The following is a 16,627-nucleotide window of genomic DNA, read 5'->3' as shown; positions in this document are numbered from 1 at the left end:
CCGGTCACCACACCGCTCGGGCCTTGGCGGCCCTCCCGCGCTGTCGTTTCCTCCCGGGCGTGAACGCCCGGGGTTCCACGCCAGATCACGCTGAAGACACGACCAGCGGACTGACGACAACTACACGTCCTCGCCACCATCGTCATCATCGTCCAGCTCGACCGCGTCCGGGTTGCGCAAGGGCCGCAGTCCTTCGCGCGGGACGGACGCGGTGAAGCTGTAGCGGCCGAGCACGTTGAGGTTGCGGTGCTTGAGCGGGGAGAGCCGGGCGACATCCTCGTTACGGATCTCGTAGCCCTCGGCGCGGAGCTGGGCGACGGCGGCGTCGATGTAGCGGGTGGTCCAGAGCACGACGGCGTTGAGGACCAGGCCGAGCGCGCCGAGCTGGTCCTCCATTCCGTCGCGGTACGCCTGGTGGATGGTGCCGCGCTTGCCGTGGCACACGTCGCGGGCCAGCTTGTGGCGGGACTCTTGCACGGTGAGCTGCCGGTCCAGCGGTGGACGTTCAGGTCGGCGGCGGCCTCCACAACCAGGCCCTGGCCTCGGGCGACCATCAGCGGCAGCGTGTGCCGGCTGGTGATGACGGGGTGTGCCAGGACCCACTCCGCCGCTTCCTTCGGAACGGCTACCGCTGCCCCAGCGGGGAGGGCGTGCCGAGGGCGGCGATGACCCGTCCGAGCACGTCGGGCCAGGGGCGGGCGGTGACCACCGGGACGCCTGCCTCGGCGGCCTGAGCGGCCAGGTGCTCGCCGTACAGGGCGCTCACCCGGGCGCGGTGGAACTGCTCGCCGTGGTCAGGTTCGCGGTGCCGGTAGTTCGCCACGAGCTGGGCCTCGTCCGGCTCGTGGAGGACCAGAGCGGCGACCTGCCCGTCGGCGGGGATTCCGGCGAAGCTGTCGCGTACGGCAAAGGTGGGCAGCAGGTAGTCCCCTTCGATGACCACCGGGGTGTCGGTCTCCAGGTGGTTGCCCACGATCGCGTCCACGGCGGGGACGAGCGCCTCGGCGATGGCGACCTGCAGACCGACGATGTCGTCCGGAGGCAGCCGCGCGGCTTCGGGATGGGTACGCCAGTGGTGCAGGAGTGGCTGCTGTTCGGGCGTGGTCATGGCCAGCAGCGCCTCGATGAGATCGTCCACCTCGACGATCGGGATCCCGTAGTGCCGCGCCAGCGGGTAGCTGATCTGGCTCTTGCCCGTCCCGGAGGCCCCACAGAGGAGCAGGACTTTCCAGGGGGGTCGCCCGTTCCACACGGACATGTCGTTCACCGTCACCGCGGGGACCGCGCGGCCCATGTTTACCCCTCTCGTTTGCGGACACTAAGTATCACTGCACGGAGAGAACTTCGCGCAACGGGAGGAATCACACCATGGGTGCTGACGACAAGGCGAAGAACAAGGCCGAAGAGCTCGGGGGCAAGGTCAAGGAGGGCGCCGGCCGTGTCACCGGCAACGAGCGGCTGGAGGCCGAGGGCAAGGCCGACCAGGCGGGCAGCCGCCTCAAGCAGGCCGGGGAGAAGGCGAAGGACAGCATTAAGAAGGTCAAGGACGCCTTCAAGCACTGACCGCCGGGCGGACCAATCGGAACCGCGGCGGAGGCCCCGATTCTCGGGGGCTTCCGCCGCGGTGTGTCCTCGCGGTCGGCGCACCTGCCCGCGCCACCGGGGACGGAGCCGGGCAGCCGGATACGGAATTTTCTGAAGGAGCCGGTGAGCCGGCGGCTCACCGCCGGGCGTCAGCCCGAGCGCGGAAAGGCGTCGACCGCCTCTGGCGAGAGGATGTGGTCGAGGACCATGTGGGCGCAGCCGACGATGCCGGCGCCGGGGCCGAGGCGGCTCCGTTCGATCCGCAGGTTACGGGTGGACAGGGCCGTCGAGCGGCGGTGGACGACCTCGCGTACGCCGGACACCATGGGCTGGAAGGTCTCGGCCACGTCGCCGCCCAGGACGACCACGGCGGGGTTGAGCAGGTTGACGGCGCTGGCGACGACCTCACCGAGCATCCGGGCGGCGTCGCGGACCACGGACATGGTCTCGGCGTCGCCGGCCCGGACCAGGCTCACCATGTCGTCCAGCGTCTTCACGTCGCGCCCCCGGGCGCGCAGGTCACGCAGGATCGCGGTGCCGCTGGCCACCGAGTCGACGCAGTCGATGTTGCCGCACCGGCACAGCACTCCCCCGCCGTCGCGGACCGGGATGTGCCCGATCTCCCCGGCCGCGCCGAGCGCGCCGCGCAGGATCTCGCCGCCCGCGATGATGCCGGAGCCGATCCGGGTGGAGACCTTGATGAACAGCAGGTCGTCGGCCTCGCCCGCGTAGACGGCACGGTGCTCGCCGATCGCGATGACGTTCACGTCGTTGTCGAGGAAGATAGGGACGGGGAAGCGCTCGGCGATGATCGGCGGGACGGCGACGCCGGTCCAGCTCGCCATGATGCGGGCGCTCTCGGTACGGCCGGCCGCGAACTCGACCGTGGCGGGGACGCCCAGGCCGACGCCGCGCACCGGGGAGGTCGGCCGATCGCCGAGCAGATCGTCCCAGGTGTCCATGACCAGGGGGAGGACGACGTCCGGGCCCTCCTCCACGTCGACGTCCAGGCTGGTGCGGGCCAGCTCGTGGCCCGCGAGGTCGCAGACGGCGATCTGCGCGCGGCTCGCGCCCAGCGAGGCGACCAGTACGACTCCGCCGGAGGCGTTGAAGACCAGCCGGGTGGGTGGCCGTCCGCCGGTGGAGGGGCCCTCGCTGTCCTCCACGATGAGGCCCCGGTCCAGTAGTTCGGTGACGCGCAGCGAGACGGCGGGCCGGGACAGACCGGTGACCCGCCCTATGTCCGCGCGCGTGACAGCCTCACCGGTGCGGATGAGGCATAGCACCTCACCGCTGGTGGCAAGCGCGGCAGCGGGACGTCGAGGCATCGGCCCAGTGAACCACACCTGCTTAGGGAATGAAAACTTCAACCTTTCTCATCTCAGATGACAAAACTCCGCTTGTGTAGAGCGCAAGATATGGCTAGTGTCCGTTCCGTCCCCAATTTCGGTAATCACCACGGAGCACTCCCCATGTCCGAGAACCCGCAATCCGCCGACCTGATCGTCTTCGGCGGTACAGGTGACCTCTCCATGCGGAAGCTGCTCCCCGCGCTCTATCACTGCGACCGGGACGGCCGCCTCTCCCCCGAGACCCGGATCATCGCGATGTCCCGCGGCGGGCTCGACGACGCCGACTTCCGCGGCAAGGTGGACGCCGAGGTACGGGACTCCGTGCCGATGGACGACCTGGACACCTGGCAGCGCTTCCTCGGCCGCCTGCACCACGTCACGATCGACATCAGCGGCGAGGACATGACCGGCTGGGCGAAGATCACCGGCCTGCTCGCCGGGCACGAGCAGCGTGACCGGGTGTTCTACCTGGCCAGCCCGCCCATGACGTTCGGTCCGTTCTGCCGGGAGCTGAACCGCGCCGGTCTGGTGACCCCCGCCTCGCGGGTGGTGCTGGAGAAGCCCCTCGGCCGCGACCTGGCCAGCGCGCAGCGCATCAACGACGAGGTCGGCGCCATCTTCGACGAGCGGCAGATCTACCGCATCGATCACTACCTGGGCAAGGAGACGGTCCAGAACCTGCTCGTCCTCCGGTTCGCCAACGCGTTCCTGGAGCCGATCTGGAACTCCCTGTGGATCGACCACGTCCAGATCACCGTCTCCGAGACCGTGGGCACGCCGGGCCGCCGCGGCTACTACGACCACGCGGGCGCGCTGCGCGACATGGTGCAGAACCACCTGCTCCAGCTGCTCTGCCTGGTCGCGATGGAGCCGCCGGCGCGCAACGACCGCGAGTCGATACGCGACGAGAAGGTCAAGGTCCTGGAGTCGCTGCGGCCGATCATCGGCGGCGAGGTGGACCGTTTCACCGTCCGCGGCCAGTACACCGCGGGCGCGTCCGGTGACGTGCCGGTCCCCGGCTACCTCGACGAGCCCGACAGCACCGCGCCGACCGAGGCCTCGCACCGGGTGGAGACCTTCGCCGCGATCCGCGCCGAGGTGAGGAACTGGCGCTGGGCGGGCGTCCCGTTCTACCTGCGCACCGGCAAGCGCATGCCGTACCGGTGCTCGGAGATCGTGGTGCAGTTCAAGGACGTGCCCCACTCGATCTTCCCGGGCGGCGCGCCCAACCGGCTGATCCTCCGGCTGCAGCCCAGCGAGGGCATCGAGCTGCACATCATGGCCAAGGAGCCGGGCGCGGGCGAGGTGGCCCTCAAGCCGGTCCCGCTCAGCCTGAGCTTCGCCCAGACCTTCACCACCCGGGTCCCCGAGGCCTACGAGCGGCTGCTCATGGACGTCCTGACCGGCAACCCGACCCTGTTCATGCGGCGCGACGAGGTCGAGGCCGCCTGGCGCTGGATCGACCCGATTCTCAGCGAGTGGGAGTCGTACGGCACGCCGCCCGAGCCGTACCCGGCCGGCACCTCCGGCCCCGCCGGAGCGCACGAACTCATCGGCCGTAGCGGCCGCGCCTGGCACGAGAAGGACCTCGCATGAACAGCGGCGCCAACCGAGCCGACCACACAGACCGAACCGACGACGGAGGAGGAGGCCGGGTGAACCCCGTGATCCAGGAGATCACCGACCGCCTGACCGAGCGCAGCCGCGCCAGCCGTACCGCCTATCTGACACGGCTCGACGCCGAGGCCGAGGCGGCCCGGCGGCGTGGGCCGGCCCGGGCGAGCCTGGGCTGCGCCAACCTGGCCCACGGCTTCGCTGCCGCGGGCAAGGCCGACAAGCTGGACCTGCGGGCCAACGTCAAGCCGGGCGTGGCGATCGTGTCGAGCTACAACGACATGCTGTCGGCGCACCAGCCGTACGAGACCTACCCGCCGATCCTCAAGGCGGCCGTCCGCAAGGCGGGCGGGGTCGCGCAGTTCGCCGGTGGCGTGCCCGCGATGTGCGACGGCATCACGCAGGGCCGCGCGGGCATGGAGCTGTCGCTCTACAGCCGCGAGGTCATCGCGATGGCCACCGCCATCGCCCTCTCGCACGACATGTTCGACGCCTCCCTCATGCTCGGCGTGTGCGACAAGATCGTGCCGGGCCTGCTGATCGGCGCGCTGCACTTCGGCCACCTGCCGGCGGTGTTCGTACCGGCCGGGCCGATGTCCTCCGGCCTGCCCAACAAGGTCAAGGCCCGCACGCGGCAGCTGTTCGCCGAGGGCAAGGTCGGCAAGGAAGAGCTGCTCGACGCCGAGTCGAAGTCCTACCACTCCGCCGGCACCTGCACCTTCTACGGCACCGCCAACTCCAACCAGGTCATGATCGAGGTCATGGGCCTGCACCTGCCGGGCTCGACCTTCGTCAACCCGCGCACCGAGCTGCGCGAGGCCCTGACGGCGGCCGCGGGCAGGCGCGCGGTCGAGCTGACCGCGCACGGCGACGAGTACACCCCCGTGGGCCGGGTCGTCGACGAGAAGGCGATCATCAACGCCTGCGTGGCGCTGCTGGCCACCGGCGGTTCGACCAACCACACCATGCACATCGTCGCCATCGCCGCGGCCGCCGGCATCGAGCTGCTCTGGGACGACCTGGCCGCACTGTCGAAGGTGGTGCCGCTGCTCACCCGCATGTACCCCAACGGGCAGGCGGACGTGAACCACTTCCAGGCCGCCGGCGGCATGCAGGTGCTCATCGGCGACCTGCTGGACGCCGGGCTGCTCCACCGCGACGTGCTGACGGTCGCCGGACGCGGGCTGGACCACTACCGCTCATCCGCCGAGCTCAAGGACGGCGAGCTGGTCTGGCAGGAGCGCACCGGCGGCAGCACCGACCTCGACGTGCTCCGGCCGGTGAGCGACGCGTTCTCCCCCGACGGCGGCATCCACATGCTCGACGGCAACCTGGGCCGCGCGGTCAGCAAGGTCTCCGCCGTCAAGGACGAGCACCTGGTCATCGAGGCCCCCGCGAAGGTCTTCGACGACCAGCTGGAGCTGCTGCGCGCCTTCGAGGCGGGCGAGCTGGACGGGCAGGACTTCGTGGCGGTCATCCGCTACCAGGGGCCGAGCGCGAACGGCATGCCCGAGCTGCACAAGCTCACCCCGCCGCTGGCGGTGCTGCTGGACCGGGGGCAGCGGGTGGCGATCGTCACCGACGGCCGCATGTCCGGCGCGTCGGGCAAGGTGCCGGCCGCCATCCACCTGTCGCCCGAGGCCGCCCACGGCGGTCCGATCGCGCTGGTCCAGGACGGCGACCCGATCCGTCTCGACTCCACCGCGGGCACCCTGGAGCTGCTGGTCCCGGCCGGGGAACTGGCCGCCCGTACGCCGCAGGGCGCGCCGCTCACCGACGACCAGTGGGTGGGCACCGGCCGTGAGCTGTTCGCCGCCTTCCGCCGTACGGCGGCCCCCGCCGAGCGCGGCGCCGGAATCTTCGCCCTGAACGGCCACGCCGGAGGCGTCGCCGGCAGCGCGGTGAACGGAGCCCGGGCTTGAACGGGCAGACCAGCTCACACGCGCGTCACGGGCAGGCGGTCTCGCCCTGGAGCCCGGCGAAGGAGGCCCGGTGAGCCTTCCCTGGCTCGTCGCCGACATCGGTGGCACCAATGCCCGGTTCGGGCTCGTCACGGAGCGGGGCGGGCAGCCGGAGGCGGTGGCCGTACTGGCCGGAGCGGATCACGAAGGGCTTCCCGAAGCCGTAGCCGCCTATCTCGCAGAGCATGCGGGCGGAGTTCAGCCGGGAGCGGCCTGTATCGCGATCGCCGGGCCCATCGAGGGTGACCGTTACCGGCTCACCAACGCCGGGTGGACGGGCTCGGTACGCGACCTGGGAATCCCGGACACCGAGCTGCTCAACGACTTCGAGGCCCTGGCGGCGTCCCTGCCGCACCTGGGCGCCGACGACCTGATCTCCCTGGGCGGGCCCGAGCCCTCGCACGGGGTCAAGGCCGTGCTGGGACCGGGGACCGGGCTCGGCGTGGGCGGTCTGGTACCCACGGGGCGGGGCTGGGTGCCGGTACCCGGCGAGGGCGGGCACGTCACCGTGCCGGTCCTGGACGAGCGGGACCACGCGATCGTCCAGGCACTGCGCGCGGACGGCCTGGACCACGTGGTGGCCGAGCACCTGCTGTCGGGGCCGGGGCTGACCCGGCTGCACCGGGGCCTGGCGCTGGTGCACGGCGTGGACGCGCCGCGGCTGTCCGCCTCGGACATCGTGGCCAGGATGGACGACTCGCTGTGCGCGGAGACCATCGAGGTCTTCTGCGGCATGCTCGGCACCTTCGCCGGGAACGTGGCACTGACCATGGGCGCCCGGGGCGGCGTCTACCTTGGGGGCGGCGTGCTGCCCCGTATCGTTAACCGGATCGCCGCCAGCGGCTTCCGCCGCCGGTTCGAGACCACCCCGATGCTGAACGACTACCTGTCCGCCATCGCCACGACCCTGATCGTGGCCCCCCAGCCCGCGCTGGTCGGTGCGGCGGCCTGGTTGAATCAGCGCCTGTCGGATATGGAGTATGCATGAGTTTGCTGGATATCGCCCCAGTTGTCCCGGTCGTCGTGATCGACGATCCGGAGACCGCGGTGCCCCTGGCGCGTGCCCTGGTGGCGGGCGGCCTGCCGGTCATCGAGGTGACCCTCCGTACGGCTGCCGCCCTGGAGGCCGTCGAGCGGATCGCCGCCGAGGTGCCCGACGCGGTGATCGGCGCCGGCACGGTCCGCACCCCGGCCGACGTGGCGGCCTCCGTTGCGGCCGGCGCCCGGTTCCTGGTCAGCCCCGGCAGCACACCGAAGCTGCTGGACGCCATGGAGGCGAGCGGCGTGCCGTTCCTGCCCGGCGTGGCGACCGCGTCGGAGGTCATGGCGCTGGCGGAACGCGGGCTGACGGAGATGAAGTTCTTCCCCGCCGAGGCCGCCGGGGGCCTGCCGTACCTCAAGGCGCTGGGCGGCCCGCTGCCCGACGTCCGGTTCTGCCCGACGGGCGGGATCAGGCTCGCGACGGCCCCCGACTACCTCGCGCTGCCGAACGTCGGCTGCGTGGGCGGGACCTGGCTCACCCCGGCCGACGCGCTGGCCCGCGGTGACTACGCCCGGATCGAGAAGCTGGCCGCCGAGGCGGCCGCGCTCCGTTAGCCCCGGCCGGTAGTCCCTTGCCGGACCCACAACCTCGCATGCGGGCCACTTCCTCCCCAGGTCCGCGTGCGGCCATGAGTCACCGTGACCCGGTGTGCCGCTCATGGGACCCGGCCCATGACCGCCTTACCCGGCGGTCATGGGCCTCCCTCGTCAGTCGTCAGTGGCGGAGGCTCTCAGATCGGCCAGGATCGCGCGGTGATCGCTGGTCGTCCTCGACAGCACCCGGCTGTCAAGGACGGTGAAACCTCGCGTGAGCACGTGGTCCAGGCGGACGACGGGCAGGGTCGAGGGCCAGGTGAACTGCAGACCGGTGCCGGCCCTGTCCGCGACGGACGGCAGGAGCGCGGTGAGACGGCTCAGCTCCCGGTCGGTGGTGGCGGTGTTCAGGTCGCCGACGACGATGATCCGGTGGCTGGGATCCCCCTGGACCGCGCGGGCCAGGGCCTCCACCTCCGCGTTGCGGTTCGCGATGAGGGCTGGCTGGTCGGGGCGGAAGGACGCCACATGCACCGCGTAGAGGCTGACCGATCCCTGTGGCGTGCGGATGATCGCATGCCGTGAACGCACCACCCCGGGCACGGGCTGGGGCCGGCCTTCGACGGGATACCGGCTCCACACCGCCACCCCCGGGTTGTCCGGGAACCGGTACGGGTAGCCGGGATTGATCTCCCTGGCGAAGTCGGGGTCGACCGTCCCGTCCATCAGCACCGGGTCGTCGGGGACCTCGACGGCCACGAGAATGTCGGCGTCGGTGGCCCGCAGGGCCCTGGCGGTCGCCGCCAGATCACTGTTGGTGTAGTCGACGTTCTGGTGGACCACGCGCAGATCCCGTGGCCCGGTGCCGGTGCCGGGGGCGCGGACGAAAGGCGGCCCGAACATCATCGCCCACATCACGGCCGGGATCACGGCTCCGGCCAGCGCGAGCCATGACCATCGGGCGAACGCGACCAGGGCCAGGACGGGGACCGCGAGGCCCAGCCACGGCAGACCGCTGTCGAGTGTGTTGCCCATGCCCCGCCAGTTCGGCAGCAACCGGTGACCCAGCAGGACGAGGGCGACCGACGCGCCCACGGCTGCTGTCAGCCCACCTCGAAAACGCGGCCACACGACGATGATGAGAGGTCCCTTCGGCTGCCGCGGATCCCAGCGGCCTTCACCGGAGTAGTCCATCATGCCGCCGGTGGGCACCGCGGGAAGTCAGCCGTGTCGCGGCGGACACCTGGACGGACGGGCTACCGGTCCGGCCTGTCCGCCGGGCGGGTCGCGCCATGAGCAGGTCTCGTCAATGACCAGGTCCCGTCAGTGACCGTGCATGGCCTCCAGCGGCAGGGGCGCCGCGGGGACGCGTATCCGGTCGTCGCGCCCGGCGATCGCGATGGCCGGGCGGAGAAGGCCGGCCAGCCCCCCTTCCCGCCCGTACGGGTACGACAGCAGGGCTTCGGCGATCAGCCCGGAGCGCGGGTGGTTCTCCCTGAGTTCGGCGTAACGCAGCATCACCGCGCGGGCGACGGCGGCCGGGTTGTCCATGCCGTACACGGCGTAGAGCCGCTGCCTGGTCCGCGGGGCCAGGCATCCGGCCCACCACCGGTAGACCATGCCGTCGGTCCAGACCACCAGGTCGGCCCAGACCGACACCAGGGCCAGGCCGTAGCCGTCGTGGACATCGCCTTCCACACCATGTTGTTCCAGCTCGTCACGGAGCAGGCACGCGGCATGCACGGCGGGCGTTCCCGCGAGCACACCTCGGAGGTTCGCCATTGCCCACCTCCTTTCAATGTTCGGGGGAAAACGTTGAGTCGTTTCCTCTTCACAGGGTGCCGTGAGATGATTACTTTCGGTAGGTGCTCGATTACTAAGAGACACATGCATCTTGGTTGGGTTTCCCTGTGGGACCCACCCCGGCACATGTAGGACCCGAAAGGACGGGAGCACGCATGCCCGCCCCAAACGAGCTGGACCCCAGCGCCAGCGTGATGGCCTACTGGGGCTCCGAACTGCGTCGGCTGCGCGAGGCCATGGGCTGGAGCCAGCAGGAGCTCGCGAAGCGGACGGCTTACTCCACTTCGCTGGTGGGCCTGGTCGAGACCGCGGTGCGGGCCCCGACCAGGAAGTTCGCGCAACGGTGCGACGAGGTGCTGGAGACGGGCGGAGCGCTCATCAAACTCTGGCCGCTGATCGGCCGGGAGTCGTCGCCCACCTGGGTCCGCTCACTGTTCGAGCTGGAGTGGGAGGCGCGCACGCTCCGCAACTACCAGCTCGCGGTGGTGCCGGGGCTGTTACAGACCGAGGACTACGCACGGACGCTGACCCGGCTGGGTCGGCCGTTCGACACCAACGAGCAGGTGGAGGAGATGGTGACGGTGCGGATGCAGCGGCAACGGCTGCTGGACCGGCCCGAACCACCGATTCTCTTCGTCCTGCTGGACGAGGCCGTGCTGGCCCGCCCCATCGGCGGTGCCCGGGTGATGCGCGAGCAGCTCGAGCACCTCCTGGAGGCGACGGCACGGCCACGGGTCACCCTTCAGGTGATCCCGTTCGAGGTGGGGGCCTATCCCGGGCTGGCCGGACCCATGTTGGTCCTCTCCTTCAAAGGAGCGCCCGACGTGGTGTACATGGAGAACGCGGAGAACGCGCAGCTCCTGACCGATCCCGCCAGGGTCGACCCCCTTTCCGCCCAGTTCGACGCACTGCGTTCCTGGGCACTTCCCCAGGCCGCCTCCGCGGCCTTTATCGAGAAGAGGATGAGTTCATGGATCTGACCGGTGCCCGGTGGCGCAAGAGCAGCCGCAGCAACGGCAACGGCGGCGAGTGCGTCGAGGTGGCCGTCAACCTCCCCGGCGTCGTCGCCGTCCGCGACAGCAAGAACCCCGACGGCCCCGCCCTGCTGTTCTCCCCCACCGTGTGGAGTGACTTCCTGACCCGGATCAAGACCGACTCCGTCTAGGGTCGGGGCGGTCGACGGTGACGTCGGACCCGGCTTCCACGAGTCTTTCGGAGGGATTCGTGGTGACGGTTGTCTCCGTTCCGTGACACCCGGCCGGCCTGCGCCGCCGTCGAGATCCACCCGGCGCCATGACGCCGGGCACCCCTCCACCAATCCCCTCCACCGCACATCCCGCGCCGCTCCGCTCCGGAGGCCGGGTCACCGTGGCGGCCCCCGGAATGTCAGGGAAGGCAGCCGACGTGCGCGAGTGCCTGCTTCAGCAGGACGTCCTGCCCGCCGGACATCTCCTGCTGCACCAGCGGTGACGCGGCCTCCTGCGGGGTGAACCAGACAAGGTCGAGGGCGTCCTGCCGGGGACGGCAGTCTCCCGCGACCGGGACGACGTAGGCAAGGGACACCGCGTGCTGCCGGGAATCGTGGTAGGGCGTGATGCCCGGTGTCGGGAAGTACTCGGCGATGGTGAACGGCTGCGGAGAGGCCGGGACGCGGGGCAGCGCCACGGGGCCGAGGTCCTTCTCCAGGTGGCGCATGAGCGCGTCGCGGACGCGTTCATGGTGATGCACGCGCCCGGACACGAGGGCACGGCTGACCGTCCCGTCCGAGCCGATGCGCAGCAGCAGGCCGACATGCGTGACCAGTCCGGTGTCGTCGACCCGTACCGGCACGGCGTCGACGTAGAGGATCGGCATCCGCGCACGCGTCAGCTCCAACTCCTCGGGAGTGAGCCAGCCGGGCGCGGTTTCGGTCGTTTCGGTCATTGGTCGATCGTACTTCCCGACCGGCTCGGGACACGATCACTCCTGAGCCTGGCCGGTCGTGCCACGCTGACGGTCAGAGCGGCAGGACACCACCCGGCTTGATGGCCTTCATGGCGATCTGAGAGGTGAGCTTGTCCAGGCCGGGCAGGCGGCCGAGCTTCTCCAGGCAGAGCTGGCTGTAGGACTCCATGTCGGGCACGGCGATCCGCAGCACGTAGTCGGGGCGCCCGAACATGCCCAGGCACTCGACCACGTCGTCGATCTTCATGACGGCCTCCTCGAAGGCGGTGACGGTCTCGGCGTCCTGCCCCTCCAGCTCGACGTAGGCGAGGACCTGGAACCCGCGCCCGACGGCGGCCGGGTCGACCACGGCGCGGTAGCCGGTGATCACCCCCGACTCCTCCAGGTTGCGGACCCGGCGCAGGCAGGGCGACGGGGTCAGCCGTACCCGCTCGGCGAGTTCGAGGTTGCTGAGCCGCCCCTCCACCTGTAGAAGACCAAGAATTGCGCGATCAGTTGCATCCATGGCAATAGATGCTAACCAACCTGTTAATCGCTACAAATGTTGACATCGAATTTCGCCCTGTCTGGCATAACCTTGCGAGAATCGAAACGGCGCAAGACAGACAGGACCACGATCATGACGATCATCTCCGACGCCCGTGAGGTGACCCCCGAGGACCGCTACGTCCTCGAGGACGGGCAGGTCTTCATGACCGGGACGCAGGCACTGGTCCGCGTGATCCTCGACCAGATGCGCGCCGACCGCTCCGCCGGCCTCAACACGGGCACGATGGTGTCGGGCTACCCCGGCTCCCCGCTCGGCGGCTTCGACCAGGAGCTCGCCCGCTCGCGCAAGCACGCCGAGCCGCTCGACGTCGTCCACCGGCCGGGCCAGAACGAGGAGCTGGGCGCCACCGTCGTCTGGGGCAGCCAGCTCGTGCCCACACTTCCCAGCCCGCGTAAGGCGGGCGTCCTGGGGGTCTGGTACGGCAAGGCCCCCGGCGTCGACCGCGCGGCTGACGCCCTGCGGCACGGCAACTTCGTCGGCGCCCACCCCCAAGGCGGCCTGATCGCCTTCTGCGGCGACGACCCGACCTGCAAGTCCTCGACGCTGCCCTCGGCCACCGAGAGCGCGCTCGCCGCGCTGGGCATGCCGATCATCCACCCGGGCAGCGTCCAGGAACTGCTCGATCTGGGCCGCCACGCGATCGCGGCCTCCCGGGCCAGCGGTCTGTGGGTGGGAGTGAAGGCGGTCACCAACGTGATGGACGCCACCGGCTCGGTCGGCGTCGGCCCCGGCCGGGTGGTCCCCGTCATGCCGGTCGTCGAGTACGAGGGCAAGCCCTACCGGCACACGCCGGACGCCACCCTGCTCACCCCCTGGTCGCTGGAGATGGAGCGCACGCTGGTCGGCCCGCGGCTGGAGCTGGCCCGCGCCTACGCCAGGGAGAACAACCTCAACCAGATCACCGTGAACCCCCGGGACGCCTGGCTCGGCATCGTCGCCTCCGGCACGGCCTACCACGACGTGCGCGAGGGGTTCCGCAAGCTGGGCGTGGACCCGGCCGAGCTCGGCATCCGCATCCTCAAGATCGGCATGATCTGGCCGCTGGAGCCGGAAGTCGTCCGGACCTTCGCGCGCGACCTGGAGGAGATCATGGTCGTCGAGGAGAAGGGCCCGCTGCTGGAGACCCTGGTCAAGGACGTCCTGTACGGCACCGCCGATGCCCCGCGCGTCCTGGGCAAACTCGACGAGAACGGCGCTTCCCTGATCCCGCGGTCCGGGGGCGTCAACGCCGACCTGGCCGCCAAGGCGATCGCCTTCCGGCTGCGCCGCAAGGGCCTGGACAACCACGCCGCGGACGGAGCCTCCCCGGCCGGCGCCGACGAGCGGTTCACGCCGGAGGTGCGCGACCGGATCTCCAAGGGTCTGACCGTGATCTCCCGTCCGGCCCCGCTGAAGCTGCTCGGCCCCCAGCGCACCCCGTTCTTCTGCTCGGGCTGCCCGCACAACCGCTCCACCGCCGTCCCGGACAACGCCCCGGTGGGCGCGGGGATCGGCTGCCACACGATGGTGGTGCTCAACCGCGAGGGCAAGGGCACGCTGACGGGCCTGACCCAGATGGGCGGCGAGGGCACGCAGTGGATCGGCCAGGCGCCGTTCACCGACACCCCGCACATCTTCCAGAACCTGGGCGACGGCACCTTCCACCACTCCGGCTCGCTCGCCATCCGCGCCACCGTGGGCGCGGGCGTCAACATCACCTACAAGCTGCTCTACAACAGCGCCATCGCCATGACCGGCGGCCAGACGATCACCCCGTCCCTCGCGGTGGCCGACCTGACCCGCTGGCTGGAGACGGAGGGCGTGCGCCGCGTGATCGTCACCACCGACGAACCCGAGCGCTACCGGGGGGTCAAGCTCGCGCGGATCGCCGAGGTCCGCGACCGGACCGCGCTGGAGGACGCGCAGCGCGAGCTGGCCGCGACGCCCGGGGTGACCGTGCTGGTCCACGACCAGCAGTGCGCGGCCGAGAAGCGGCGGCTACGCAAGAAGGGCGACCTGCCCGACCCGGCCAAACGGGTGGCGATCAACCAGCGGGTGTGCGAGGGCTGCGGCGACTGCGGGCAGAAGTCCGAGTGCCTGTCGGTGCTGCCGGTGGAGACCGAGTTCGGCCGCAAGACCGAGATCCACCAGTCGTCCTGCAACAAGGACTACTCCTGCGTGGAGGGGGACTGCCCCTCCTTCCTGACCATCGTGCCGGGCAAGACGGCCAAGGGGCGTGCCGCCGTACCGGCTCCTCCGCAGATGCCCACGCCCGAGTTCCGCACCGGGGAGACGACGATCCGGCTGGTGGGCATCGGCGGCACTGGCGTGTTGTCGGTGGCGCAGATTCTCGGCACCGCCGCGATGCTCGACGGCAGGCAGTCGCGCGGACTCGACCAGACCGGCCTGGCCCAGAAGGGCGGCACGGTCGTCTCCGACATCCGGATCTTCGACGGCGACGACGACCGGACCGGGCAGGCCGGGACCGCCGGCGTGGACGCCTACCTCGCGCTCGACCTGATCGGCGCCACCGATCCCAAGCAGCTGGGCGGCGCCGACCCCGACCGGACCGTCGCGGTGGTCTCCACCAGCCTGACCCCCACCGGCTCCATGGTCCTCGACCCGGCCACGCACGTCACCGGCCTCGGCTCGCCGGTCGGCGCGCTGGAGTCGCGCACCCTGCGCGAGCTGAACGTCTACCTCGACGCCGAGGACGTCGCCCAGAAGCTGTTCGGCGACCACATGCCCGCCAACACGGTCGTGGTCGGCGCGGCCTGGCAGCGCGGCCTCATCCCGCTGAGCCTGGAGTCGATCGAGCGGGCCATCCGCCTGGGCGGCGGCAAGGCCGCGGACCGGACGGTCGCCGCCTTCCACTGGGGCCGGGCCGTCGTCGCCGACCCGGAGGCCGTGGTGCGCGCGACCGGCTCCCCGGCCCCGGCCGAGCAGCCGCCGAGCCCCGAGGTCACCGCGCTCGTCGCCTCGATCGCCGCCCCCGGCACCGAACTGCACCGGATCCTGGCGGTACGGGTGCCCGATCTGGCCGCCTACCAGAACCTGCGCTACGCCACCCGCTACGCCGACGCGGTCCGCGCGGTCCTCGACAGGGAGCGGGAGGTCTCGGACGGGCGCTCCCCGATCACCGAGGCCTACGCCCGGCAGCTGCACCGCCTGATGGCCTACAAGGACGAGTACGAGGTGGCCCGGCTCCACCTCGACCCGGCCGAGCGGGCCCGGATCGCCGCCGAGTTCGGCCCCGGGGCGAAGATCTCCTACAACCTGCACCCCCCGGTCTTCCGCGCCCTGGGCATGGACCGCAAGATCCGCCTCGGCACCTGGTTCGACCCGGCCTTCCGCCTGCTGTACGGCATGCGGGGGCTGCGCGGCACCCGGCTGGACCCGTTCGGCATGGCCGGGGTGCGCAGGACCGAGCGCGCGCTCGTCACCGAGTACACCCGCGACGTGCTCAGCGCCCTTTCACACCTGCGCCCGGAGACCGAGGACCAGGTCCGCGAGCTGGCGGAGCTGCCGGACATGATCCGGGGCTACGAGCACGTGAAGATGCGCAACGTGGCCAAGTACCGCACTGCTGCCGAGGCCATCCTCGGTCAGCTGAACGACACTCAAGGACCGGGCGCCCCCGATGTGCGTTGATCTTGGGTCATGTGTCCGGAGCGTCGACGGTCCTGCCTCAGGTCGGCGAGTTGGAACACGTCTGCAGCGTGCTCGGCCAGCAGCTCCGCGACCGGCTCGGGCTTCAGGACGATCCGGGCGATGCCTGCGGGCGTCAGCGGGATCTCTTCCACCAGATACCGGCCCCGAGTGGGGTCGGTGAACTCCGGGCCGCTGCGGAGGTCCGCATCCCAGGTGTGAATCCGGGCGAGGAAGAAGTACTGCCGATCATCCTGCTCCAGGACATGGATCAGGGAGTGGATGGTGGCAACGCCCGCCACTTCCTCGCGGACCTCCCGGTGCAGCGCCGCCTCCAGGCTCACGTCATCTCGCTCGACGCCACCGCCTGGGAGCACCCAGTACGGCTCCATCCGGGGCCGGACCCGCTTGATGGTCAGCAGATTTCCGCCGGGCGTGATGAGGATGGCTCGTACCCGTTCCTTCACAGAAGGTTCCTTTCGGTCAGTGCAGAAGCCGGCCACCATCAACAGTTCCACGGCCGCCTGGACGTCGGCCACCTTGACCTGGCCGAGCACCTGCCGCAGGTGCTCGGCCGCCCGCACGCCGCCGCCGTCCCGGCCGCGTGCTGCCGACAA

15 protein-coding genes and 1 pseudogene are annotated in these 16,627 nt (G+C 70.7%); 8 read left to right on the top strand and 8 right to left on the bottom strand.

Annotation, left to right across the window (positions count from 1 at the left end; translation table 11 throughout):
• Positions 1 to 120: 120 nt before the first annotated feature.
• Both ACIN94_RS21170 and ACIN94_RS21165 read right to left on the bottom strand, forming a co-directional pair.
• Positions 121 to 504, bottom strand: a pseudogene (locus ACIN94_RS21170) (Tn3 family transposase); the annotation flags it as partial.
• A 121-nt stretch (positions 505 to 625) separates the two neighbouring features.
• Positions 626 to 1,294, bottom strand: coding sequence for a hypothetical protein (locus ACIN94_RS21165; RefSeq protein ID WP_400708468.1), 669 nt, complete (start codon positions 1,292 to 1,294; stop codon positions 626 to 628).
• Positions 1,295 to 1,368: 74 nt separating this feature from the next.
• On the opposite strand from ACIN94_RS21165, the gene ACIN94_RS21160 reads away from it, so the two are divergent.
• Entirely contained in the window at positions 1,369 to 1,563 is a 195-nt protein-coding gene (locus tag ACIN94_RS21160; RefSeq protein ID WP_400708466.1) for a CsbD family protein, read from the top strand.
• A 170-nt stretch (positions 1,564 to 1,733) separates the two neighbouring features.
• On the opposite strand, the gene ACIN94_RS21155 is transcribed toward ACIN94_RS21160, so the two are convergent.
• Positions 1,734 to 2,912, bottom strand: a complete 1,179-nt coding sequence (locus ACIN94_RS21155) for an ROK family protein (RefSeq protein ID WP_400708464.1) — start codon at positions 2,910 to 2,912, stop codon at positions 1,734 to 1,736.
• Between the two features lie 144 nt (positions 2,913 to 3,056).
• Here ACIN94_RS21155 and zwf point away from each other — a divergent pair, with 144 nt between their 5' ends.
• From zwf to eda, 4 genes are all read left to right on the top strand, one after another.
• On the top strand, positions 3,057 to 4,532 hold the full coding sequence (gene zwf, locus ACIN94_RS21150) for a glucose-6-phosphate dehydrogenase (RefSeq protein ID WP_400708462.1): 1,476 nt from the start codon (positions 3,057 to 3,059) through the stop codon (positions 4,530 to 4,532).
• A complete protein-coding gene (gene edd / locus ACIN94_RS21145; RefSeq protein ID WP_400708460.1) occupies positions 4,529 to 6,472 on the top strand; it encodes a phosphogluconate dehydratase in 1,944 nt (647 codons plus the stop codon). The genes zwf and edd overlap by 4 nt, the downstream gene beginning before the upstream one ends.
• A gap of 70 nt (positions 6,473 to 6,542) precedes the next feature.
• Positions 6,543 to 7,499 carry a glucokinase gene (gene glk / locus ACIN94_RS21140; RefSeq protein WP_400708458.1) on the top strand — a complete coding sequence of 319 codons (957 nt, stop codon included), beginning with the start codon at positions 6,543 to 6,545 and terminating at the stop codon, positions 7,497 to 7,499.
• Positions 7,496 to 8,107: a bifunctional 4-hydroxy-2-oxoglutarate aldolase/2-dehydro-3-deoxy-phosphogluconate aldolase gene (eda, locus tag ACIN94_RS21135; RefSeq protein WP_400708456.1), complete on the top strand. Its 612-nt coding sequence runs from the start codon at positions 7,496 to 7,498 to the stop codon at positions 8,105 to 8,107. The genes glk and eda overlap by 4 nt, the downstream gene beginning before the upstream one ends.
• 153 nt (positions 8,108 to 8,260) lie before the next feature.
• On the opposite strand, the gene ACIN94_RS21130 is transcribed toward eda, so the two are convergent.
• Positions 8,261 to 9,181: an endonuclease/exonuclease/phosphatase family protein gene (locus tag ACIN94_RS21130; RefSeq protein WP_400708454.1), complete on the bottom strand. Its 921-nt coding sequence runs from the start codon at positions 9,179 to 9,181 to the stop codon at positions 8,261 to 8,263.
• Positions 9,182 to 9,409: 228 nt separating this feature from the next.
• On the bottom strand, positions 9,410 to 9,868 hold the full coding sequence (locus tag ACIN94_RS21125) for a hypothetical protein (RefSeq protein ID WP_400708452.1): 459 nt from the start codon (positions 9,866 to 9,868) through the stop codon (positions 9,410 to 9,412).
• A gap of 176 nt (positions 9,869 to 10,044) precedes the next feature.
• Here ACIN94_RS21125 and ACIN94_RS21120 point away from each other — a divergent pair, with 176 nt between their 5' ends.
• Together ACIN94_RS21120 and ACIN94_RS21115 are read left to right on the top strand one after the other, a co-directional pair.
• Positions 10,045 to 10,869, top strand: coding sequence for a Scr1 family TA system antitoxin-like transcriptional regulator (locus tag ACIN94_RS21120; RefSeq protein WP_400708450.1), 825 nt, complete (start codon positions 10,045 to 10,047; stop codon positions 10,867 to 10,869).
• The gene (locus ACIN94_RS21115) at positions 10,860 to 11,054 is read left to right on the top strand and encodes a DUF397 domain-containing protein (RefSeq protein WP_400708448.1); all 195 of its coding nucleotides are present in this window, start codon (positions 10,860 to 10,862) and stop codon (positions 11,052 to 11,054) included. Before ACIN94_RS21120 ends, ACIN94_RS21115 begins: the two co-directional genes overlap by 10 nt.
• 221 nt (positions 11,055 to 11,275) lie before the next feature.
• Here the strand turns inward: ACIN94_RS21115 and ACIN94_RS21110 are convergent, their stop codons facing one another.
• Both ACIN94_RS21110 and ACIN94_RS21105 read right to left on the bottom strand, forming a co-directional pair.
• Positions 11,276 to 11,812, bottom strand: a complete 537-nt coding sequence (locus ACIN94_RS21110; protein WP_400708446.1) for an NUDIX hydrolase family protein — start codon at positions 11,810 to 11,812, stop codon at positions 11,276 to 11,278.
• A gap of 73 nt (positions 11,813 to 11,885) precedes the next feature.
• Positions 11,886 to 12,338, bottom strand: coding sequence for an Lrp/AsnC family transcriptional regulator (locus tag ACIN94_RS21105; RefSeq protein ID WP_400708444.1), 453 nt, complete (start codon positions 12,336 to 12,338; stop codon positions 11,886 to 11,888).
• A gap of 114 nt (positions 12,339 to 12,452) precedes the next feature.
• Between ACIN94_RS21105 and ACIN94_RS21100 the strand changes: the two genes are divergently transcribed.
• Entirely contained in the window at positions 12,453 to 16,013 is a 3,561-nt protein-coding gene (locus ACIN94_RS21100; protein ID WP_400708442.1) for an indolepyruvate ferredoxin oxidoreductase family protein, read from the top strand.
• On the opposite strand, the gene ACIN94_RS21095 is transcribed toward ACIN94_RS21100, so the two are convergent.
• Entirely contained in the window at positions 15,983 to 16,627 is a 645-nt protein-coding gene (locus ACIN94_RS21095) for an NUDIX domain-containing protein (RefSeq protein WP_400708440.1), read from the bottom strand. The two genes, ACIN94_RS21100 and ACIN94_RS21095, sit on opposite strands and share 31 nt — an antisense overlap.

Source organism: Streptosporangium sp. NPDC087985 (assembly GCF_044741965.1).
In the GTDB taxonomy this organism is placed as follows: domain Bacteria; phylum Actinomycetota; class Actinomycetes; order Streptosporangiales; family Streptosporangiaceae; genus Streptosporangium.
The sequence above is the reverse complement of the archived record's forward strand: the minus strand, read 5'-3'. Positions and strand labels throughout refer to the sequence as shown.